The organism is Flavobacterium sp. N3904, assembly GCF_025947305.1.
Taxonomy (GTDB): Bacteria; Bacteroidota; Bacteroidia; order Flavobacteriales; family Flavobacteriaceae; genus Flavobacterium.
In genome coordinates this window covers 1,019,633-1,040,844 of record NZ_CP110009.1, presented here as the reverse complement: position 1 = coordinate 1,040,844, position 21,212 = coordinate 1,019,633, and the positions used below count along the sequence as shown (strand labels likewise).

Below are 21,212 nucleotides of genomic sequence, written 5' to 3'. Positions count from 1 at the left end.
TTGACATAGCTGATTTTTGAGGTTTACACTTTAAAAATCAGCTTTTTTATAAATACAAAGCAAATGAGTAATCTGGATTTAATAAATAAAACGATTCTTTTTGTAAAAGAAAAATTAGTCAATGCCGAAGGAGGTCATGATTGGTTTCATATTCAGAGAGTATATAAAAATGCGCTGTTAATTGCAAAAGGAGAAAAGTGCAACGAAACTGTTGTTAAACTTAGTGCATTACTTCATGATATTGCCGACAGTAAGTTTCATGATGGGGATGAAACCGTTGGTCCAAAAATAGCTCGCGAATTTTTGAAGAGCCAGTCCGTTTCGGAATCGGTTATCGAACATGTAATTCAAATTATAGATAACATCTCTTTTAAAGGCAGAAAAAACGAAAAGCAGTTCTCGTCTATCGAATTGGATATCGTTCAGGACGCGGATCGTCTTGACGCAATAGGGGCCATTGGTATTGCGAGAGCATTCAACTATGGCGGATTTAAGAACAGAACGATGTATGATCCTCAAATTGCACCCAATTTGCACATGACCAAGGAAGAATACAAAAACAGTCAGGCACCCACCATCAATCATTTTTATGAAAAGCTGTTATTGTTGAAAGACAAAATGAATACCGAAACAGGCAAACAAATTGCCAAAGAAAGACATCACTATATGGAAGGCTTCCTCGCACAGTTTTATGCCGAATGGGACGGGGAGCAGTAGATTGCAGAAGGCTGAATTTAGATTTCAGAGTTTTTACCTCATAATTAAATAGTCTTTTAATTATGAGGTAAAAACTTAAATGTTTAGGATAATCTGCAACCTGAATTCTGCCTTCTGAAACCTACAGACCTTTCTCTTTCATTTCCAATATCACATCCGATGCATTTTTAAAAGTTGGCGCTTGTTCAATGATGCTTCCCACTCTTTTTTTGTTGAGTTTAAAGGTAATATCATTTTCGGTGGTGAATAAAAGTGCCGTCAAAAACGGGTTATTCATATATGGAGCAAGAACAATGTAAGTTTCATCAAGAGTATGAAAACTCTCAATTTCTTCGGTTTTATAGCGTGCAGTTACCGAAAGGCTAAAAACACCTTCATTCAAAACTGGTCGTACATAAATGTTTTTCAGTTCGGTATCACCTATGGTTTTTGCGAGAGTCAATTTTGCATACGTTTTATTGGCAATACTTTCTTTTACTTTTTCCCAAAATTCAGCAAATACGGGTTGGAAGGACATAGGTTTTGTTTTTAATGAATTATTCTTAATAGAAATGCAAATTTAAGGGTTATGTACTAAAGTACTTCAAATTATAATTGAAATCGTTGAAATTTATAGCGTTACTTTTAATAGTTGCTTTTTACTCCTTTTTCGACCTAGAAAAAACACAGAACTACCTAATTAAACCTCTTTTGAAACCACAAAGGGAACTTCGTTTTCTTCATTTTCTAAAATTTTCTCATATTCAAAATCACCATCTTCTTTTATTCTAATCAGATTGATATTGGCTTTGTTTTTGTTTGAATCTTTAAACTCTATTCTTTTATCATCTAATTCCTTAACTCTTTCTCCAGCATTAATAAAGTAATAAGGCATGTCTCCAACTATTGCAGCGGTGTATGAAACATAATTTTCATTTTCACTATTTTGGAAACCTTGTTTTTTATTGATATTCCTTGCCCAAACTAGATCACCATCGACACTTAATTTGGCAGAAACAATATCGTCATAGGAAGCATAAGTTCTAGTACCACCACCAAAACCATTCATTCCAGAACCGGAAGATGAAATGGTTAAATATTCTTCCTGAGCGTTAAGTAAAAGCTCATCGTTTTTGGTAAAAAAATAATTTTTTAAAGTTAAATATTTTAATTCTTTATCTTTTTCCTCCCCATATTTGTCAACCATAAATTGCTCAGAAAACGGGTTGTATTTTGATTGTAAAATTTCTAGCGAGTTGGTATCCAATTTAAAATAACTTATTCCTTTGTACTGGAAATCGTTAATTTCAGAATAAAATCCAATACAAATCAGTTGATTATTGTGAAAAACAGATTTTAAAGAGCCAATAAAATTTTCATTGATATTAATTAATTGGGATTTTTGCGAATCAGAATTGATTTTTGTTAATTCAAATAAATATTTTCCACCCTCTTTTTTCTTGTCTTGTAGTTCTGTATATGCTTTTCCTAATAAATAAATATAATTTCCATTGGGGTCAACTTGAATATTTTGAAAATTATATTTTTTATCGTTGATTTCTCTTGAGAATTCAGTTTCTATTTTTTTATTCAATTCTTTGTCAAACAAATACAATTTCAAATATTCTGAATTTTTGGCATTATAATCTATAGAAATAGCAAATGCATTTTTTGCTTCATTTACTGTCATTACTATATCTGGTTTATTTCCTTTTGTTATTGGTTGTCTATTATAAAAGTTAAAACTAAAATCAAAAGCATTGTCAATTTTACTTATATCTCCTGAAATATCGTTTGTCCATATTTTACCAATCCGCTCATTAAATGTAGATTCTAAATTAAAGTAACCAACTTTCTTCACATCTTCTTTTGTCAGTCGAAACAATTCTTTTTTAGAAATATTAAAATCTTCAGATATAACATTTGCTTGACAGATATATGATTTTTGTTTTAAATCATAGTATATTTCAACTATTTGAATTTCATTATTGAATGAACAAACGCCAAGTACTAGATTGAATTTTTCAGTTATAGTATGAGTTATCTCATATTCGAATTCTTTAGTTAGTTTTAAATCTTTGTCATAATGTTCAATGTAAAATCCTTTTTTAGCAGAAATCCCTGCAACGTATGACCTAACGATTAAGATTCCACCATTGCCGCCATCTTGATAAAGTACAATTTCAGACTCTTTATATTCATCTTTAAAAACATCACTTTTTTGAATTTTAAAAGGAAAACTTTGGGCTAAAGTGGAAAAGGAAATCAATACGATTCCAAAAACAAAAATTAATTTATTCATGTAGGTTATTAAGAGATGAGTATTATTTTCCCGTAAAAATAGCTTTTCTTTTTTCTAAAAAGGCTTTGGTTCCTTCGTTAAAATCTTCAGTGCCAAAACATTTTCCAAAGTTTTTGATTTCGGTTTCGTACCCATTTTTACCTTCTGTAAAGTTGGCATTTATAGCTTTTATGGCTCTGCCAATAGCAAATGGAGAGTTTTTCATGATTTTTTGGGCAATGGTAGTGCAAAATTCGGTTAGCTCGGCTTGTGGCACTACATGATTTACCAAGCCAAATTGTTTGGCTTCCTCGGCAGTAATCATCCCTGCGGTCATGATCATTTCCATCGCACGACCTTTGCCAACCAATTGTGGCAAACGTTGTGTTCCTCCATATCCCGGAATAACTCCAAGAGAAACTTCTGGAAGTCCCATTTTGGCATTATCCGATGCAATTCTAAAATGACAGGCCATTGCCAGTTCTAGTCCACCTCCCAATGCAAATCCATTGATGGCTGCGATAACTGGAGTTTTTGAGTTTTCTATAAAATTAAATAGGAGTTCTTGACCTTGAAATGCCAGTTGAGTGCCTTCTTCGATCGTAAAATGAGCAAATTCTGAGATATCGGCGCCAGCTACAAATGCTTTTTCACCGCTGCCTGTCAGAACAATTACTTGCACTTCTTTGTTTTTACCCAATACTTTTATTGCTTTACTCAAATCGTTGATTGTTGCAATATTCAAAGCATTTAGTTTGGTTGGTCGATTGATAACAACGGTTGCAATGTTGTTTTCTATTGTAATCAAAAGGTTTTCGTAGTTCATTTTTGGTGTTTTATGAGTTTATTATTGGCAAAGTAACCGTAAATGTAGTTCCTTTTTTTATTTCTGTTTCAAAGGTAATGGTTCCGTTGTAGCTTTCAATAATGTTTTTTATAATTCCAAGGCCCAATCCCATTCCACTGTTTTTGGTGGTAAACTTGTATTCAAATATTGTATTGATGTGTTGCGGAAGTACTCCGGTGCCGTTATCTTTTATAGCAATGATAACTTCGTTTGCCCTTCTTTTTAGGGTAACCAAAACCAACTTTTCTTCTTGTTCTTCTGGTATGGCTTGTGTCGCATTTTTGACCAGATTGGTAATGATTCGAATCAGTTGTGTTCGATCCATATTCGAAATGATTTCTTTTTCTTCGCTCTCAAAAACGATATAATCTTCATTGAAAATGTCTAAAGTAAGTTCCACTACTTCCACAACATTTAAAACTTCGTTGTGTTGAACAGGCATGGATGCAAAGTTTGAAAATGCCGAAGCAACGGTACTCATCGTGTCAATTTGCTGAATCAGAGATTCGGAAAAGTCATTTAATTTTTCCTTAATATCACTATCATCTGGGTTAAATCTCCTTTGAAAACTTTGTACCGTAAGCCGCATTGGGGTAAGCGGATTTTTGATTTCGTGTGCTACTTGTTTTGCCATTTCGCGCCAAGCCAAATCCCGTTCGTTTTGAGCCAATTTTATGGCGTTCCTTTCCAGTTCGTCGGTCATTCTATTGTAGGCGTGAATGAGCATATTGATTTCCTTAATTCTCGCGGAAAAAGGTATTTTTTCGTTTTTGTGATTTAAACTCGTTACACTCAATTTTTCGGCAAAATCGTTGATGGGTTTGGTTATAAAGGAGGATAAAAAATAGGCCAATGCAAAAGCTACCGCAATCATGAAAGCATAGACTTGGGCCAAATGAATAAGGAAACTATTTAATTCTTTTTCGTAATAACCGTCATCTGGTATATTTGGTAAAAGTAATACTCCAATAGGTTTAAATTTTTTATTTTTAATCAAACTATACGAAGAACGGTATTTTTGGTTATTGACTGTTTTGATATCTACATATCTTTTGTCAATAGAAGATAGAACTAAACGGAGAATGAATTTTTGAATTGTAGGAGATTGCGGTTCAACCGAAAAAGCTTCTTTGGACGATTTTAGCAATTTTCCGTCCAACGAATAGATTTGGATTTCTGCATTTTGTATCTCCGAAATCTCATGGATTTTATCTTTAAAAATTAGCTTTATATTTTCATTTGTCAACGGCAGAGAGGTGTTGGAGAGCATAAAATTGATATGCTTTTTTACAAAATACTCTTTATTTTCAATCCTTCTTTGATTGTATTCTTTGGCGACGCTTTTGTATTGAATAATCGAAATTGTGATTAACAATGAAGAAGCTGCAATGATTAAAACAACCATTGAAAGAAAGATTCGGATGCGTAATGAAAATAATGGAATCTTAAAATTTTTAAACATAATTACGATTTATTTCGCTCTCTTATTCTTTTATAAAATTTAAAACCAAGCATAATTGTAATCGAAAACAAGAAAATACCGATTACTCCATAAATCCAATTCACGGCATTTTTTAAGATGACCAAAAACACAACTGCAAATAATATGATGGTGGCCACTTCATTCCACAAACGCATAAAATTGGTAGTGTATTTTACTTCGTCTCTTTGTAATTGATTGAAAATTTGCTGACATTTTAAATGATACAAATACAGCACAAAAACGAAGCCAAGTTTTACATGCATCCACGGCATTTTTAACCAAGCGCTTCCCAAATCGGTAAAAAACAACATCCAAAAAGCAAAAATGCTAGCCAATACGGCAGATGGCCAGGTAATTATGTACCACAATCGGTAGGACATAATTTTATATTGTTTTTGCAAAATTTCTTTTTCGGGAGATGGTTTCTCTGCAGCTTCTATTTGATAAACGAATAAACGAACGATATAGAATAAACCGGCGAACCAGGTAATTACAAAGATGAGGTGTAGGGATTTCAGGTAATTATAGTAGTCCATCGGTTGTCGTTATGGGTTTAATATTCATTTCTTTTCTCAGGAAATAGGCCGTTATGATGGTAGAAAGCACATCGGAAATAGGAAATGCAATCCATACTCCAAAAATACCTAAAAAATGTGGTAATATAAGTACCAAAGGAATTAAGAAAAAGCCTTGTTTGGTCAATGTAAGAAATAAAGCTTTCTTGGCTTTTCCAACTGCCTGAAAATACGCAGCTCCAATCAGCTGAATGGCAATAATAGGTGAAGCTGCAAAAACCCAGCGTAATGCATTCGGTGTTTCGGCAATTACTTTCGGGTCATTTGTAAAAACAGTCACTATCGATTTGGCAAAGAATAAAATTGTGACAAAAATTATGGTAGCCAATATAGCTGAATATTTGATCGAAATAATCACGCTTTCCTGAACTCTCTTGGTGTTTTTGGCGCCATAATTAAAACCGGCAATTGGCAAAAATCCTTGAGTAATCCCTAGAATTGGAAACAAAGCAAACATCAGCATTCGGCTTATAATTCCGTAAACCGTTATAGAATGTTCGCCTCCATAAAGATATAAAGTGTGATTCAAGATAATGGCCAAGATGCTTACGACTCCCTGTCTAGAGAAAGTAACGAAACTCAATTCGGTGATTTCTTTTAAAATCGGAATTTGAAATTTAAAATGCCTTGCTTGCAATTGCAATTCGCTTTTGGAAACAAAAAACCAAAGCACAAACAAAAAACACATAAAATAGGAAATAGACGTTGCGAGTGCCGCACCAAATACGCCCAAATTCATCCATTTGATGAGAATAATATCAAGAGCAATATTTGAAAAAGCAGGAACAATCATAGCCACCATAGCAAATTTGGCTTTTCCTTCGGCGCGAATAATGTTGTTTCCCATCATGCAAAGTGCCAAAAATGGTACACTTATAATAATCGGTATAAAAAATTCTCGTGCGGGTTCCATAATGGCTCCTTTGGCTCCAAAAAGTAAAAGCATTTGCTCACTGAAAATGAGCCCAATTATTGCAAAAATAGTTGATAATAGAAAAGTCATCATGATTTGATTTCCAAAAACATGTTTGGCTTTCTCTCTGTCATTAGAACCCAAAGCTCTGGAAAGCACTGATCCTCCACCCACACCAATAGCCATTCCTAATGACGAAATCAGGAACGTTATGGGTAAAACAACTGTTAGTGCTGCAATGGCAAGTGAACCAATCCATTGTCCGACAAAAATGGTGTCAATAAGAATATTAACCGACATGAATAGGATACCAATAGAAGAAGGAACTGCTTGTTTAATCAAGAGTTTCTTTATGTCTTGCGTTCCTAATTCTTCGGAGGTTACGGCCATTTGGATTTATGATTTACTCCATTCATTAATCCAATTGCTTGCCGTAGCGCACCATTCATCGCTGTCATTCAAACAAGGAATGGCCAAGAAATTTTCGCCTCCGTGTTCTTTGAATTGGTGATTGGCTTCCATTGCGATTTCTTCAAGAGTCTCCAGACAATCCGAAACAAAAGCAGGAGTTACAACAGCCAGATTCTTAATTCCTTTCTCTGGCATTTTGTTGACTTCAACATCGGTATAAGGCGTTAACCATTTGTCTCCCGCCAGTCGGGACTGAAAAGTTTGACTGTATTTATCTTCCGAAATCCCCAAAAGTTTTACCACTTGTTTCGTGGTTTCATAACATTGATGACGATAGCAGAATTCGTGCGCTGGTGAAGGTGTATTACAACAAGAGCCGTCAATTTTGCAATGTGATTTGGTTACATCGGTTTTACGAATATGGCGTTCCGGAATACCATGGTAAGAGAATAATAAATGATCGTAGTCAAAGTTTTCTAGGCTTTTTTTGATAGAATCAGCCAAGTTTTTGATGTAGTCGGGTTTGTTGTAAAAAGCGGGAACGATGGTAAATTTCATTTCCGGGAAATGTTTCTTACGCAATTCTTCGGCCAAAACCAATATCGTTGTTGTAGAAGCCATCGCATGCTGAGGATATAAAGGGAAAAGCATTACTTCGGTAACGCCTTTGTCATGCAATTCCTGAAGACCTGCCAAAATTGAAGGATTTCCGTAACGCATCGCCAATGCAACAGGAACATCAACTTGCGGCTTCACTTTTTCATACATTCTTTTGGAAATTACAACTAAAGGCGAACCCTCGTCCCACCAGATTTTTGCGTAAGCGGCGGCCGATTTTTTTGGTCTTGTTTGTAAAATTATACCTCGAACCAATAATGCTCTTAACAAATACGGAACATCAATCACGTATTTATCCATTAAAAATTCATCTAAATACGGTTTTACATCTTTGGGAGTTGGACTTTCTGGTGAACCTAGGTTGACTAATAATACGCCTTTCATTTGTTTATTTTTTTTGATGTTTCAAAAGTAGCTAAACTTACTTTTGGATAAATTGGACTTAACTAATTTTTAATTATTGTTTGATATAGAAATCGGATGCATTTGATTCAAAAAGGTAAAATTTACAAATTCGAATTAATTGACATCAAGTATTTTTTGGGAGTTGTCGCAAATTTCTTTTTGAATGCCGCTATAAAATGACTTCCGGTGCTATAGCCAATTTTCAGACCTACTTCATTGACATTATAAGAACCGCTGTCTAATAATTGGCGTGCATAGTCCATTTTGTAATCAAAAAGATAACCATAAACAGTGTCGCCATAAATTTGCTTGAAACCCATTTTTAGTTTCTTCAAGGTCAAACCTATTTCGTCTGCCAATTCTTGTAATCCGGGAGGTTCAGCCATATTGGCAATGATGATTTCTTTAGCCTTTTTTATTTTATAAACATTGTCTTCATCTATCAAAAACGGACATTGTTCGGCATTGGGATCTTCAGAACGATTAAAATACAAACTCAACAATTCGTATCCTTTGCCCTTGTAATACAAATTCTTGATCGAAGGATTTAAATTATAATGAAACAGTTGACTCAAAACAATTGCCATAGAAGGACTGATATCACCTTCTTTGTAATATTTCTTGTCTTTATTCTCTTCGCTCAAAAACGGAATGTGTCCGGCGTCATTAGAAAATAATCCGTGAAATTTTTGAATCGAAATTAAAATTGAAATTACCCAAGTATTGGGGGTTAGTTCTAAATTGAGTGGTAATTCTTTTTGAGGATTGTAGAACAAATAGGACTTCTCTTCATTCAAATCCAGAACGTAATTCCCTTGATTAAAGTTGAATTTGGCCTTTCCTTTTAATGCAAAATGAAATTGAATTAACCCATTACTTACTTCGTGTTTGGCTTGAAACGTTTCTAAACTATCATTCTGAAAAAGAAGTAGGGTAAAATCATCTTCAATTGTTATAACTTCTTGTGAACTCATAGCGATATTTTTTAATTATAAAAAAGTCTTTACACTAATGTTTTTATTTAGAACCACTCTAAATAAAAATCAAATGAACTCTTGATAACAGTGCAAAAATAACAGTTTTTATGATAAAACAACGATTTAAATCTAAAATAGCTGATAGCGACACAAAAAGAACTTCTAGCGTTACTTTTATCAAAAGTATAGAATTAGTTTTGTCCCACCTTAAGTGTAAGTGTATATATGGAAAATCATAACGGTTCAAAGCATCACTATTTTTACTCCATTGGTCTTAGCTACAAAAAAGCCGATGCCGAAATAAGGGGTAAATTTAGTTTAGACACTGTCGCTAAAACACGCCTGCTCGAACAAGCCAAAAATGAAGGCATTCAAAGTTTATTTGTGACCTCAACCTGCAATAGAACTGAAATCTACGGCTATGCCGAACACCCTTTTCAATTAATAAAATTACTTTGTGAGAACAGCAACGGTACTGTTGAAGATTTTCAAAAAGTGGCCTATGTTTTCAAAAACCAAGAAGCGATTTCGCATTTATTTCGAGTGGGAACAGGTTTGGACAGCCAAATTCTGGGCGATTTTGAAATCATAAGCCAGATTCGAAATGGTTTTGCCGAAGCCAAAGCAATGGGTTTAGCCAACGCTTTTATGGAACGATTGGTGAATGCAGTCATTCAATCCAGCAAAAAAATCAAAAATGAAACCGAAATCAGTTCAGGAGCCACTTCGGTATCTTTTGCATCGGTTCAATATATTATCAAAAACGTTCCAGATATTGGAAACAAGAATATTTTACTTTTCGGAACAGGGAAAATCGGAAGAAATACCTGCGAGAATTTAGTAAAACACACCAAAAACGAACACATCACTTTAATCAACAGAACCAAAGACAAAGCCGAGAAATTGGCTGGAAAATTAAATCTGATTGTTAAAGATTACTCAGAATTGCATCTTGAACTGCAAAAAGCCGATGTAGTGGTTGTTGCTACAGGCGCACAAAACCCAACGATTGACAAAGCTATTTTGAATTTGAAAAAACCATTGTTGATTTTGGATTTATCCATTCCAAAAAATGTCAATGAAAACGTCAAAGACCTTGAAGGTGTTACTTTGATTCACATGGACCATTTGTCGCAAATGACAGATGAAACATTGGAAAACAGAAAAGCGCACATTCCTGCTGCCGAAGCGATTATTGAAGAAATCAAAGAAGAGTTTATAGCTTGGACCAAATTAAGAAAGTTTGCACCCACTATCAATGCTTTGAAAGCGAAGTTGAATACGATAAAAAATTCGGAATTGGATTTTCAAAGCAAAAAGATGTCCAACTTCAATGAAGAACAAGCCGAAATTATAAGCTCTAGAATCATCCAAAAAATCACGACCCATTTTGCCAATCATCTTAAAAACGAAGACACAATGGTAGATGAGAGCATCGATTGGATCGAAAAAGTATTTCAAATAGCAACGACTACTAAAATTTAACCATTAAGATAATAAGAGAATTAAGTTTTTTGTTTTAAAACTTAATGAAAAAAATTGAACCATTAAGAGATTAAGAAAATTAAGTTCAAACGTTTTAAAACTTAATTAACTTACATTCAACACAAAGCTTAATGTTCCTTAATATCTTAATGGTAAAAAAACTAAAAATGGCAGAAAAAAAAATACGTATTGGAACCCGTGATAGCGAACTCGCGTTATGGCAAGCCCACACGGTAGAAAAAAAGCTAAACGATTTGGGTTATAAAACCGAAATCATCGCCGTAAAATCCCAAGGAGATATCATTCTTGATAAGCCTTTGTACGAATTGGGTATCACAGGAATTTTTACCAAAACATTGGATATTGCTATGATCAACGGTCAAGTAGATATCGCTGTGCATTCTATGAAGGACGTTCCTACTGCTTTGCCGATTGGTATTGTTCAGGCAGCCGTTTTGGAAAGAGCCAATACTTTGGACATTTTGGTACACAAAGGAAACCTTGATTTTTTAGAAGGAATAGGAACAATTGCCACAGGAAGTTTGCGCCGTCAGGCCCAATGGTGGCATAAATATCCCAATCACACCGTAGTTGACCTGCGCGGAAATGTAAATACCAGAATGCAAAAACTGCAAGAAAATGATTGGAGCGGAGCCATATTTGCAGCTGCGGGACTAGAACGCATCAACTTAAAACCCGAAAATTACATCAATCTGGACTGGATGATTCCTGCACCTGCACAAGGAGCAATGGTTGTTGTAGCTATGGGCAACGATGATTTTTGTCGAGATGCCGTTGCACAGTTGAATGATATAGAAACCGAAGTGTGTACGCACATCGAAAGACAATTTTTGAAAACTCTTGAAGGCGGTTGTACAGCGCCGATTGGTGCTTTGGCACGTTACAACGAACTCGAAGATACCATACATTTCAATGGAGTACTGTTTTCGATTGACGGAAAACAAAAAATTGAAGTCAACAAAATCGTTCCTATCGAAGAATGGAAGAAATTAGGTTATAACTCCGCCCAAGAAATATTTGAAAACGGCGGAACTCAATTGATGACAACCATAAAAGAGAGTTTAAAAAAGTAAAGTTCTAGTTAACCCTTTCAGAGTTTTAAACTCTGAAAGGGTTAGACTATTATAAAACAATAAAAATGAGTAAAACGGTTATATTATCTACTAAAACACTTTCGGATATCCAGCGACTGGAACTTTTAAATGCCGGTTTTGAAGTATTCGAGGAAGATTTCATTTCGACTAAGAAGCAACAATTCGAACTCAATTCCATAAACGACAATTTGATTTTTACCAGTCAGAATGCGGCACAGAGTGTTTTGGAGAATGCGAATGTTGATGATTTGAAAAACAAAAATGTTTTTTGCGTTGGACTTAAATCGAAAATTCTATTATCCGAAGCTGGGTTTAACGTGGTTGCCTACACGAGTTACGCTTCCGATTTGGCCGAAATTATTACTTTGATTTATAGCCAAGAAAGCTACACTTTCTTTAGTGGAAACCTCCGTAAAGAAACGCTTCCAAAAGCTTTGGCAGCAGCAGGGATAAAATTTAATGAGATTCAGGTTTACGAAACGCTATTGACTCCGATAAAGATTAAAGAGAAAATTGATGCCATTTTGTTTTTCAGCCCATCGGGAGTTGAAAGTTATCTGAAAAACAATGTTATAAAGAAAGAAATTTGCTTTTGCATAGGTGAAACCACGGCTGAGGCATTAGATAAAACAACAAAAAATATCATCGTTGCAGACCAACCTAGTATTGAAGACGTGATTGAAGATGTAATTGAAGAATATAAATAATCCCCCTAACCCCCGAAGGGGGAATTAAAAAAACGAATAAAAAAATGATAAAGAACGATTTATTTTTAAAAGCTTTAAAAGGAGAAACAGTACAACGCCCACCCGTTTGGATGATGCGTCAAGCCGGAAGATATTTGCCGGAATTCATCGCTTTGCGTGATAAATATGATTTTTTCACCCGTTGTCAAACCCCAGAATTGGCTGCCGAAATCACCGTGCAACCCATTCGCAGAATTGCTCCCGATGCTGCTATTTTATTCTCGGATATATTGGTAGTTCCACAAGCTATGGGGATTGAGGTTTTAATGAAAGAAAGTTTTGGACCGTTTTTACCCAATCCGATTCGTACCATTCAGGATGTCGAAAAAGTGATTGTTCCTAATATTCAGGAAACGTTGGGTTATGTGATGGATGCCATCAAATTGACCAAAGAAATGCTGAATGATGAGGTACCTTTGATTGGTTTTGCCGGTTCACCATGGACCATTTTCTGTTATGCAGTAGAAGGAAAAGGTTCAAAAAGTTTTGATACCGCCAAAGGATTTTGTTTTTCACATCCCGAAGCAGCTCATGTCTTATTGCAAAAAATTACCGATACCACCATTTTATACCTAAAAGAAAAAGTAAAAGCGGGAGTAGATGCCGTTCAGATTTTTGATTCTTGGGGAGGAATGCTTTCTCCTGTTGATTATCAAGAGTTCTCTTGGAAATACATCAACCAGATTGTTGAAGCCTTGGCCGATGACGCACCGGTAATTGTTTTCGGAAAAGGATGTTGGTTTGCCCTTGGTGAAATGGGAAAAAGTAGAGCTTCAGCTTTAGGAGTAGATTGGACGTGTTCTCCAAGAAATGCAAGATACCTTTCGGGAGGAGACATTACATTACAAGGAAATTTTGATCCAAGTCGTTTGCTTTCGCCAATTACAGTTATCAAGAAAATGGTGCACCAAATGATTGATGAATTCGGAAAAGACAAATACATCGTGAATTTAGGTCACGGAATTTTGCCTAACATTCCTGTAGACCACGCCAAAGCATTTATTGATGCGGTGAAGGAATACGGGAACTAGTAAAACAGTTTGCAGTTCTCCTTTACAGCAAGGAAGAAGTCAAAAGAAATAATCTAAAAAATGCTCAACAAAGGCTTAAGAGATCAAGAAAGTATTCGAATTGACAATCTGCTCAAGAAGCTGATGTCATTGGTTTATGTGCCTAAGTTTTGGAATTTAGAGGATTTACTTTATTTGGAAAATGAATTAAAAGACTTGGCGATGAATGTCGAAAGTCTTGCTGAATTTAACGAAGAAGGATTAATTGTTCATTTGCAAAGACTTCATTTGGATTGGAATCAGTTGGAGTTATTTGCTGATTTTTTAGTCGCTTTTTCTAAAGAAAGTCAGTTTGATTTTTCGCCAAAAGCGATTGCCATATACAATTATATCCAACAGGAAAGCAAAACATTTTCGTTTGGAATTTTTAATAAAATAGCTGTCGCTAAAGCAAATAATGATTAAACAAGATGCTTTCCATATAGCCCCATTAGAGCCAAGAGACGCTAAAAGTCTCAGTAAATTAATGATTACTAATGCAGAAAGATTCAAAAGATATTTTCCTAAAACGCTTTCCAGTAATTTGACATTGGAAGCAACCGAAAGATATATTGAAAGTAAAATAATCGAATTTGAAATCAAATCTGGTTTTACATTTGCGATAAAAGAAAATGAAACCCAAACTATAATGGGACTTGTCATTCTCAAAAAAGTGAATTGGGAAACCAAACAAGCAGAGATAGCATATTGTATAGGCAAAGAATATGAACGCAAAGGTTGGGTTACGAAAGCCGTGAAAATAGTTTCAAATTATGCTTTCGACGAATTGAACTTGAAAACACTTCAAATCATAGCGCACAAAACCAATTCGGGAAGTATTAAAGTGGCTGAAAACAATGGTTTTGTTTGGCAAAAAACACTTATTGATGGATTTACGCCAACCTTTGAACTTTCCTTAGATATGGAATTATATGAATATACGAATGAAAAATAAATTTTACGCCTACATACAAAACCTTCAAGACCAAATCTGTGCAGGATTGGAAACCGTTGATGGTCAAGCCAAATTCCGAGAAGACCTTTGGAATCGTCCAGAAGGCGGTGGAGGCCGTACCCGAGTAATCGAAAACGGAGCAGTTTTTGAAAAAGGCGGTGTCAACATTTCGGCGGTACACGGAAAATTACCCGAAGCGATGCAAAAAATGTTCAATGTAGGCGAAGCCGATTTTTTTGCCTGTGGATTGAGTTTGGTTTTGCATCCAAAAAATCCAATGGTGCCAACGGTTCATGCCAATTGGCGCTATTTCGAAATGTATGATGATAATGGAAACGTGATTCAGCAATGGTTTGGTGGTGGACAGGATTTAACCCCTTATTATTTGTTTGAAGAAGATGCGCTTCATTTTCACCAAACCTGTAAAACCGCTTGTGACAAACACAATCCTGAGTTTTACCCGAAATACAAAAAACAATGTGACGCTTATTTTTGGAATGCACACCGCAACGAAGCCCGAGGAATTGGCGGTTTATTCTTTGATTATTGCAAAGTAACTGAGGATATGTCAATGGAAAATTGGTTTAACTTTGTTAGCGAAGTTGGGAATAGTTTCCTAGAAGCCTACATTCCAATAGTTGAAAAAAGAAAAAATTTAGAATATAGCCCAAAGCAAAGAACTTGGCAAGAAATCCGCCGAGGGCGTTATGTCGAATTCAATTTGGTACACGACAAAGGCACTTTATTTGGATTAAAAACCAACGGAAGAATAGAAAGTATACTGATGAGTTTGCCCCCTCACGTGCAATGGGTGTATGATCATCATCCGGAAGCGGGAAGTGAAGAAGAGAAATTAATTATAACACTAGAAAATCCAAAGGAATGGCTGTAAAAACGTTTTGCCTGATTCTGATTGGTGGTATTCTTGACTGTTTTGCTCAAGAAAGTACTGCTACCAATCCGTATTTCAAAACGTATGATGACAAAGTAATTGCCAGTTTGTATTATTTGGATGTTTCCAATAATTTTCAATTTGTGAACACCAATACCGATGGAACCAAAACGACTTTGGACTTAATTCCAAACAGGAGAGAGCAAATTGGAATGAGTGTTTCCTATAAATTTGCCGATATCTCTTATGGATTTTCGCCACAGTTTTTTGATGTAAATAAAGACAATGGTAATTCAAAACTGTTTAATATCAGCACGCGATTGATCGTAAAACAATGGATGCAAACGCTGAGTTTTATCAATCAAAAAGGGTTTTATATAAGCGAAGGAACAACAACCGTTCTTCTCCCAAATTTAAGGTCAACAAAAATAGGTGGAGTTACATCTTATATTTTTAACCCCAACTTTTCCTTTAGAACAATAGCAAATCAAAAAGAGTGGCAAACCAAAAGTTCTGGGAGTTTTATCCCAAATTTTTCATTCTTTTATACCAATCTTGATTTAAACGATGGAAATCCCGATTCAGAAAGTGATATTTTCGAAATGACACTGTCGCCGTCCTATTATTATAATTTTGTAATCAATAACAGAGTGCTACTATCGGCAGGACTTTCTATAGGTGGAGGAATTAGCAATATCGATAGTGATATTTCGGGTATTGTGGAGTCTAGCGCTAGTTTGAAAATAGGCTATAATACCAATTCGTTTTTCTCTTTTTTAAACGTAAATTACATCGCATTTATTCAAAACAGTGATGCTAGGGTACAATTGAACGACGATGTTTCTACCTTAAATATTTCGGTAGGATATCGTTTTGATCCTCCGAAGAAAGTAAAAGAAGTGTTCGAGACTGTTCATCAAAAAACAGGACTTTAATATATATAATCTACAAACAAAAAAAATATAAACAATATGTTCCCATTACACAGAGGTAGAAGATTAAGAACAAGCGAATCCATTCGTTCTTTGGTTCGTGAAACCACATTGAGTCCAACCGATTTTATGTTCCCAATGTTTATTGCCGAAGGAGAAAATGTAGAAGTCGCAATACCATCTATGCCAGGAATCTTCCGTCGTTCGATTGATTTGACGGTAAAGGAAGTCAAAGAAATTTACGCTTTAGGAATACGAGCAGTCAATATTTATGTAAAAGTAAGCGAGGATTTAAAAGACAATGCAGGTGTTGAAGCATGGAATCCAAACGGATTAATGCAACAAGCCATTCGTGCAATCAAAACCGCCTGTCCAGAAATGATTGTAATGCCCGATGTGGCTTTAGACCCCTATTCTATTTACGGTCACGACGGAATCATTGCCAATGGCGATGTCGAAAATGATTCTACCGTAGCCGCTTTGGTAAAAATGGCGGTTTCTCACGCACAAGCGGGAGCCGATTTTGTAGCTCCATCCGATATGATGGACGGTCGTGTCTTGCGTTTGCGTGAAGGATTGGATGCTGCAGGATTTCATCATGTGGGGATTATGAGTTATTCGGCCAAATATGCTTCAGCATTTTACGGACCTTTCCGTGATGCGTTGGACAGCGCACCAAGAGACACAACATCTGATGCTGAGCCTGTCGAAGTACCAAAAGACAAAAAAACCTACCAAATGGACTACGCCAATCGTATCGAAGCGATCAAAGAAGCTTTGTCAGATGTCGAAGAAGGTGCCGATATGGTCATGGTAAAACCTGGAATTGCTTATTTGGACATCGTTCGAGAGGTGAAAAACGCGGTGAATGTTCCCGTAACCGTTTTCCATGTTTCGGGTGAATATGCGATGATCAAAGCCGCAGCCGAAAGAGGTTGGTTGGATCATGACAAAATCATGATGGAACAATTAATGTGTATCAAAAGGGCAGGAGCCAGTCTGATTTCGACCTATTTTGCCAAAGAAGCCGCTATACTTTTAAATAAATAAACATGAAAAAGCTATTAATTATTGTTACGCTCTTGGTTTTTGTTAGTTGTAAAAAAGAAAGCCAGGAACCATTCGGAAAACCAGAAGCTACAGCCGATTCGGCAAACATAAAATCGCCAGAAGTTGTTGGAAAAGAAATTTTTGAAAACAAAGGAAATTGCATCGCTTGCCATTTGCCGGATAAAAAGCTTATCGGTCCAAGTTTACACGACATTGCCAAAATCTACAAAGAAAAAAATGCTAATATTGTTACGTTTTTAAAAGGTGACGGCGAGCCTCTTGTAGATCCAAGCCAGTTCGAAGTCATGAAGACCAACTTTGCCATTACCGAAGAAATGTCAGACGAAGAACTACAAGCACTAGAAGCCTATATTTTTCTACATTAAAATAATTTTCGGGAGCTATTCCCGCACTCGAGGCTGAAAGCCGAACAGGCGCAGCAATTCGTTGCAATCTTATGTGCCTCCCGATAGCTATCGGGACCGGCACATAAGGATTTTCACTACTATCAGGGCTAAAAAACAAGAACCATTCATGTAAACGAGTGGTTCTTTTTATTTTTCATCCTTTTCTAATTCTTTGCGAACTTTGCAATAACTTTACTTCGTCAGTTCGCCTTCGCTCGGGTGTGTACTTTGCAGTTCAATTTATTCAAAATTATGGAAACAGTTTATATCAAAACCCCTTTGGGAATAACCACAATCACAGGAGATGAAAATGGAATTTCAGAAATTTCCGTTTTAGATGAAGGAATTGTTTCGGCAGAAATTCCAACTGTTTTGCAAGAAGCCGTTTCACAACTCAACGATTATTTCGCAGGAAAACGAACCGATTTTGATTTTAAACTGAACCCAAAAGGAACCGAATTTCAACAAAAAGTCTGGAAGGCATTAGTAGAGATTCCCTTTGGGAAAACCAGAACCTATCTCGAACAATCCAAAATTTTGGGAGATGTAAAAGCAATTCGTGCCGTGGCTTCTGCCAATGGGAAAAATCCGCTTTGGATTGTTATTCCTTGCCACAGAGTCATTGGAACAGACGGTTCTCTCACGGGTTACGCAGGAGGTTTATGGCGTAAAAAATGGTTGTTGGAACACGAGAATCCTACTACACAACAAAGTTTGTTTTAAGTGTTTATTGAATAAATTTCTTATATTCGTTTTGCAAAACTTATAAAGATGATCGAAAAAATAAATCTTAACAATATACTCTTCCTGGATATAGAAACCGTTCCGGAAGAAGAAAACTTTAATTCACTAGATTCCGAAATGCAATCGCTTTGGGAGCAAAAAACATTATACCAACGCAAAGACGATTTTTCGGGTGAAGAATTCTACGACCGCGCCGGAATTTGGGCCGAGTTTGGGAAAATTGTCTGTATTTCTGTGGGGTATTTCACAATTAAAGGTGATATTCGAAATTTTAGGGTGACTTCCTTTTTTGGAGACGAAAAGAAAATTCTAAACGACTTCAATAATTTAGTCAACAATCACTTCAACCAACCGCAACACATTTTGTGCGGACACAATGCCAAAGAATTTGACATTCCATTCCTCGCCCGTCGAATGATTATCAATCAAATCGCCATTCCCAGCAAACTGAATTTATTCGGCAAAAAACCTTGGGAGATTCCACATTTGGATACACTAGAATTATGGAAATTTGGCGATTACAAACATTTTACTTCGTTAAAATTAATGTGTAAAGTACTCGGAATCCCTTCTCCAAAAGGAGATATCGACGGCAGTCAGGTAGGACACGTTTTTTATGTCGACAAAGACATTGACCGTATTGTAACCTATTGCGAAAAAGACACTATTGCCGTAGCACAAATTTTCCTCCGACTTCGACGTGAAGACTTATTGATTGAGGAAGAGATTATTCATGTGTAAATTTACTAGACCTAACAGGTTTTTAAAACCTGTTAGGTCTTTTCTTTTATAAATAATTACATTTACAAAAATTATAAATTATGGTATTAAGTAGATTTTGGCTCGCAATTTTCATTTCTTCGATTGTATTTGTTGTTATTAGTTTGTTTACCGGTAACAGTTACACGATAGATTTTATTTTGAATGGAAAAAAAGACGAACCAATTTTAATTTCCGAAAAATACATTAATCAAGTTCCAGTTTTTATCAAAGACAGCATCAAAAATGCGCCCGACCAAACGATGGTTATCAACAGAGATACCATCAATGCGGATACCACTTACGTTTATAAAAACAAAACGGTAAAGATTTTCAGTGGCGTGCAAAAATCAGATGGATTATTGCCAACCTGTAAAAGTACGTTACTCGATTTAATTTTGCCACTTATTGCTTATTTGGCTTTTTTCTGTGGATTGATGGAACTTTTAATCATTTCTGGAGCAACCGAAAAATTATCAGTCGTTTTGAGTCCAGTATTTGTAAAAGTATTTCCAAGCATTCCCAAAAATCACCCTTCAATATCCTACATGACTATGAATTTTGCTGCCAATTTCTTAGGATTAGATTCGGCCGCAACACCATTTGGCTTAAAGGCCATGGAAAGTTTACAGGAAATAAATCCCGAAAAAGACAAAGCCAGTGATGCTCAAATTATGTTCATGTGTCTGCATGCTTCGGGTCTTACGCTAATAGCAACTTCAATAATTGGTTACCGTGCAGCTGCCAATGCGGCGAATCCTGCCGATGTAATGTTGCCTTGTATTATCACTTCTTTTATTGGTACAATTGCTGCTTTTCTTATTGTTGGAATTAAACAAAAAATTAATTTCAAAAGTGCTTCATTAGTAATTGGATTAATGGTTCTAATTGCTGCAATTGTAGGTTTGTTAATGTACGTTAACCATTTGGATTTAATTGGTAAAAATTATTTTACCTCCAATCTTTCAGCATTGATATTAGTGGCGATTATTGCTTGTACATTGATCTTATCGTTTATTAAGGAAAAGAAATTTACGGAGGCAAATACAACTGTTTACGAAACTTTTGTGGTTGGAGCCAACAATGGTGTTAAAACTGGTGTTACCATTTTTCCTTATGTTTTGGGAATGTTAGTGGCTATTTCATTATTTAGGAATAGTGGTTTATTTGAAATTATCAGTAACTGGATTGCTTTTGCTTTTTCTAATATGGGAGTAAGCAAAGAAATTACCGATGCTTTGCCAGTAGCTTTGCTTAGACCTTTCAGTTCTGCAGGTTCTAGAGGGTTTTTAATAGATTCGATGAATACTTTTGGTGCCGATTCGTTAACGGGAAGGTTAAGTAGTATATTTCAATGCAGCGCCGAAAGTACTTTTTATGTAATTGCAGTTTACTTTGGTTCTGTTAATATAAAAAACACGCGATACGCTTTAGGAACGATGCTTTTAGTTGATTTAATATGTGTGATTACTGCTATATTTGTGGCGAGCTGGTTTTTTTAGAATCCAATCTTCCATTTTTAAAAAATTATAAAATTTAATATTAATCTAAAAAAATAAAAAATGTCAAAATACACGAAATACATCGCTATCGGATTGGTAATTCTATTTTTAATTACGAGTTTGTTAAGTTAATAAAGTATTTTCTTTATTAAATGGGATACTTTATAAAAGTCAATAGTCCGATTGGGGAGATAAATATAAATAAGACAATTGCATATAGAAATTAATGCTTTCTCTTTAGGTTTATTATTAGGACAAATTTTTCTATTTTCTACTTTTACTTTTTTGGTTATTTAATTTTTAGATATTTTAAAAAAATAGAAATAATCAAGCCTAATTTATAACAATTCTAAAACATTAGTTGATATAA

At 35.4% G+C, this 21,212-nt stretch carries 22 protein-coding genes; 14 read left to right on the top strand and 8 right to left on the bottom strand.

All coding sequences use genetic code 11. The features are described from left to right. Positions 1-63: 63 nt before the first annotated feature. On the top strand, positions 64-717 hold the full coding sequence (locus tag OLM57_RS04225; protein WP_264565995.1) for an HD domain-containing protein: 654 nt from the start codon (positions 64-66) through the stop codon (positions 715-717). Between the two features lie 121 nt (positions 718-838). Here the strand turns inward: OLM57_RS04225 and OLM57_RS04220 are convergent, their stop codons facing one another. From OLM57_RS04220 to OLM57_RS04185, 8 genes are all read right to left on the bottom strand, one after another. Further along, complete coding sequence (locus OLM57_RS04220) at positions 839-1,234, bottom strand: hypothetical protein (protein WP_264565994.1); 396 nt, start codon at positions 1,232-1,234, stop codon at positions 839-841. Between the two features lie 162 nt (positions 1,235-1,396). Further along, positions 1,397-2,998: a hypothetical protein gene (locus tag OLM57_RS04215; protein ID WP_264565993.1), complete on the bottom strand. Its 1,602-nt coding sequence runs from the start codon at positions 2,996-2,998 to the stop codon at positions 1,397-1,399. Between the two features lie 22 nt (positions 2,999-3,020). Next, a complete protein-coding gene (locus OLM57_RS04210) occupies positions 3,021-3,803 on the bottom strand; it encodes an enoyl-CoA hydratase/isomerase family protein (RefSeq protein ID WP_264565992.1) in 783 nt (260 codons plus the stop codon). Between the two features lie 10 nt (positions 3,804-3,813). Beyond that, entirely contained in the window at positions 3,814-5,286 is a 1,473-nt protein-coding gene (locus OLM57_RS04205; protein WP_264565991.1) for a sensor histidine kinase, read from the bottom strand. A gap of 2 nt (positions 5,287-5,288) precedes the next feature. Then, entirely contained in the window at positions 5,289-5,843 is a 555-nt protein-coding gene (locus OLM57_RS04200; protein WP_264565990.1) for a CopD family protein, read from the bottom strand. Continuing rightward, entirely contained in the window at positions 5,830-7,185 is a 1,356-nt protein-coding gene (locus OLM57_RS04195; RefSeq protein WP_264565989.1) for an MATE family efflux transporter, read from the bottom strand. Before OLM57_RS04195 ends, OLM57_RS04200 begins: the two co-directional genes overlap by 14 nt. A 6-nt stretch (positions 7,186-7,191) precedes the next feature. Further along, a complete protein-coding gene (gene hemH / locus OLM57_RS04190) occupies positions 7,192-8,208 on the bottom strand; it encodes a ferrochelatase (protein WP_264565988.1) in 1,017 nt (338 codons plus the stop codon). A 122-nt stretch (positions 8,209-8,330) separates the two neighbouring features. Further along, entirely contained in the window at positions 8,331-9,203 is an 873-nt protein-coding gene (locus OLM57_RS04185) for a helix-turn-helix transcriptional regulator (protein ID WP_264565987.1), read from the bottom strand. Between the two features lie 228 nt (positions 9,204-9,431). Here OLM57_RS04185 and hemA point away from each other — a divergent pair, with 228 nt between their 5' ends. The 13 genes from hemA to OLM57_RS04120 all read left to right on the top strand — a co-directional run bounded on the left by hemA (position 9,432) and on the right by OLM57_RS04120 (position 20,842). Further along, positions 9,432-10,691 (top strand): glutamyl-tRNA reductase, encoded by a 1,260-nt coding sequence (hemA, locus tag OLM57_RS04180; RefSeq protein WP_264565986.1) that lies wholly within the window; start codon positions 9,432-9,434, stop codon positions 10,689-10,691. A gap of 167 nt (positions 10,692-10,858) precedes the next feature. Then, positions 10,859-11,785: a hydroxymethylbilane synthase gene (hemC, locus tag OLM57_RS04175; RefSeq protein WP_264565985.1), complete on the top strand. Its 927-nt coding sequence runs from the start codon at positions 10,859-10,861 to the stop codon at positions 11,783-11,785. A gap of 65 nt (positions 11,786-11,850) precedes the next feature. After that, on the top strand, positions 11,851-12,513 hold the full coding sequence (locus tag OLM57_RS04170) for a uroporphyrinogen-III synthase (protein WP_264565984.1): 663 nt from the start codon (positions 11,851-11,853) through the stop codon (positions 12,511-12,513). A gap of 44 nt (positions 12,514-12,557) precedes the next feature. Then, positions 12,558-13,583, top strand: coding sequence for a uroporphyrinogen decarboxylase (gene hemE / locus OLM57_RS04165; RefSeq protein WP_264565983.1), 1,026 nt, complete (start codon positions 12,558-12,560; stop codon positions 13,581-13,583). Positions 13,584-13,643: 60 nt separating this feature from the next. Then, positions 13,644-14,027 carry a hypothetical protein gene (locus OLM57_RS04160; protein ID WP_264565982.1) on the top strand — a complete coding sequence of 128 codons (384 nt, stop codon included), beginning with the start codon at positions 13,644-13,646 and terminating at the stop codon, positions 14,025-14,027. Then, a complete protein-coding gene (locus tag OLM57_RS04155) occupies positions 14,020-14,556 on the top strand; it encodes a GNAT family N-acetyltransferase (protein WP_264565981.1) in 537 nt (178 codons plus the stop codon). The genes OLM57_RS04160 and OLM57_RS04155 overlap by 8 nt, the downstream gene beginning before the upstream one ends. Then, positions 14,546-15,448: an oxygen-dependent coproporphyrinogen oxidase gene (gene hemF, locus OLM57_RS04150; RefSeq protein ID WP_264565980.1), complete on the top strand. Its 903-nt coding sequence runs from the start codon at positions 14,546-14,548 to the stop codon at positions 15,446-15,448. Before OLM57_RS04155 ends, hemF begins: the two co-directional genes overlap by 11 nt. Continuing rightward, complete coding sequence (locus OLM57_RS04145) at positions 15,439-16,383, top strand: DUF4421 domain-containing protein (RefSeq protein WP_264565979.1); 945 nt, start codon at positions 15,439-15,441, stop codon at positions 16,381-16,383. The genes hemF and OLM57_RS04145 overlap by 10 nt, the downstream gene beginning before the upstream one ends. A gap of 36 nt (positions 16,384-16,419) precedes the next feature. Then, a complete protein-coding gene (gene hemB / locus OLM57_RS04140; RefSeq protein ID WP_264565978.1) occupies positions 16,420-17,430 on the top strand; it encodes a porphobilinogen synthase in 1,011 nt (336 codons plus the stop codon). A gap of 2 nt (positions 17,431-17,432) precedes the next feature. Next, positions 17,433-17,816, top strand: coding sequence for a c-type cytochrome (locus OLM57_RS04135; protein ID WP_264565977.1), 384 nt, complete (start codon positions 17,433-17,435; stop codon positions 17,814-17,816). Between the two features lie 273 nt (positions 17,817-18,089). Further along, positions 18,090-18,560 carry a methylated-DNA--[protein]-cysteine S-methyltransferase gene (locus OLM57_RS04130; RefSeq protein WP_264565976.1) on the top strand — a complete coding sequence of 157 codons (471 nt, stop codon included), beginning with the start codon at positions 18,090-18,092 and terminating at the stop codon, positions 18,558-18,560. A gap of 48 nt (positions 18,561-18,608) precedes the next feature. Continuing rightward, on the top strand, positions 18,609-19,322 hold the full coding sequence (locus OLM57_RS04125; protein WP_264565975.1) for a 3'-5' exonuclease: 714 nt from the start codon (positions 18,609-18,611) through the stop codon (positions 19,320-19,322). 80 nt (positions 19,323-19,402) lie between these two features. Next, positions 19,403-20,842 carry a nucleoside recognition domain-containing protein gene (locus tag OLM57_RS04120; RefSeq protein ID WP_264565974.1) on the top strand — a complete coding sequence of 480 codons (1,440 nt, stop codon included), beginning with the start codon at positions 19,403-19,405 and terminating at the stop codon, positions 20,840-20,842. The last annotated feature ends 370 nt before the right edge of the window (positions 20,843-21,212 follow it).

Excerpts from the sequence above, each read along its gene's own strand:
- OLM57_RS04225 (WP_264565995.1), top strand. The coding sequence starts at position 64 with ATGAGTAATCTGGATTTAATAAATAAAACGATTCTTTTTGTAAAAGAA.
- OLM57_RS04220 (WP_264565994.1), bottom strand. The coding sequence starts at position 1,234 with ATGTCCTTCCAACCCGTATTTGCTGAATTTTGGGAAAAAGTAAAAGAA.
- OLM57_RS04215 (WP_264565993.1), bottom strand. The coding sequence starts at position 2,998 with ATGAATAAATTAATTTTTGTTTTTGGAATCGTATTGATTTCCTTTTCC.
- OLM57_RS04210 (WP_264565992.1), bottom strand. The coding sequence starts at position 3,803 with ATGAACTACGAAAACCTTTTGATTACAATAGAAAACAACATTGCAACC.
- OLM57_RS04205 (WP_264565991.1), bottom strand. The coding sequence starts at position 5,286 with ATGTTTAAAAATTTTAAGATTCCATTATTTTCATTACGCATCCGAATC.
- OLM57_RS04200 (WP_264565990.1), bottom strand. The coding sequence starts at position 5,843 with ATGGACTACTATAATTACCTGAAATCCCTACACCTCATCTTTGTAATT.
- OLM57_RS04195 (WP_264565989.1), bottom strand. The coding sequence starts at position 7,185 with ATGGCCGTAACCTCCGAAGAATTAGGAACGCAAGACATAAAGAAACTC.
- hemH (WP_264565988.1), bottom strand. The coding sequence starts at position 8,208 with ATGAAAGGCGTATTATTAGTCAACCTAGGTTCACCAGAAAGTCCAACT.
- OLM57_RS04185 (WP_264565987.1), bottom strand. The coding sequence starts at position 9,203 with ATGAGTTCACAAGAAGTTATAACAATTGAAGATGATTTTACCCTACTT.
- hemA (WP_264565986.1), top strand. The coding sequence starts at position 9,432 with ATGGAAAATCATAACGGTTCAAAGCATCACTATTTTTACTCCATTGGT.
- hemC (WP_264565985.1), top strand. The coding sequence starts at position 10,859 with ATGGCAGAAAAAAAAATACGTATTGGAACCCGTGATAGCGAACTCGCG.
- OLM57_RS04170 (WP_264565984.1), top strand. The coding sequence starts at position 11,851 with ATGAGTAAAACGGTTATATTATCTACTAAAACACTTTCGGATATCCAG.
- hemE (WP_264565983.1), top strand. The coding sequence starts at position 12,558 with ATGATAAAGAACGATTTATTTTTAAAAGCTTTAAAAGGAGAAACAGTA.
- OLM57_RS04160 (WP_264565982.1), top strand. The coding sequence starts at position 13,644 with ATGCTCAACAAAGGCTTAAGAGATCAAGAAAGTATTCGAATTGACAAT.
- OLM57_RS04155 (WP_264565981.1), top strand. The coding sequence starts at position 14,020 with ATGATTAAACAAGATGCTTTCCATATAGCCCCATTAGAGCCAAGAGAC.
- hemF (WP_264565980.1), top strand. The coding sequence starts at position 14,546 with ATGAAAAATAAATTTTACGCCTACATACAAAACCTTCAAGACCAAATC.
- OLM57_RS04145 (WP_264565979.1), top strand. The coding sequence starts at position 15,439 with ATGGCTGTAAAAACGTTTTGCCTGATTCTGATTGGTGGTATTCTTGAC.
- hemB (WP_264565978.1), top strand. The coding sequence starts at position 16,420 with ATGTTCCCATTACACAGAGGTAGAAGATTAAGAACAAGCGAATCCATT.
- OLM57_RS04135 (WP_264565977.1), top strand. The coding sequence starts at position 17,433 with ATGAAAAAGCTATTAATTATTGTTACGCTCTTGGTTTTTGTTAGTTGT.
- OLM57_RS04130 (WP_264565976.1), top strand. The coding sequence starts at position 18,090 with ATGGAAACAGTTTATATCAAAACCCCTTTGGGAATAACCACAATCACA.
- OLM57_RS04125 (WP_264565975.1), top strand. The coding sequence starts at position 18,609 with ATGATCGAAAAAATAAATCTTAACAATATACTCTTCCTGGATATAGAA.
- OLM57_RS04120 (WP_264565974.1), top strand. The coding sequence starts at position 19,403 with ATGGTATTAAGTAGATTTTGGCTCGCAATTTTCATTTCTTCGATTGTA.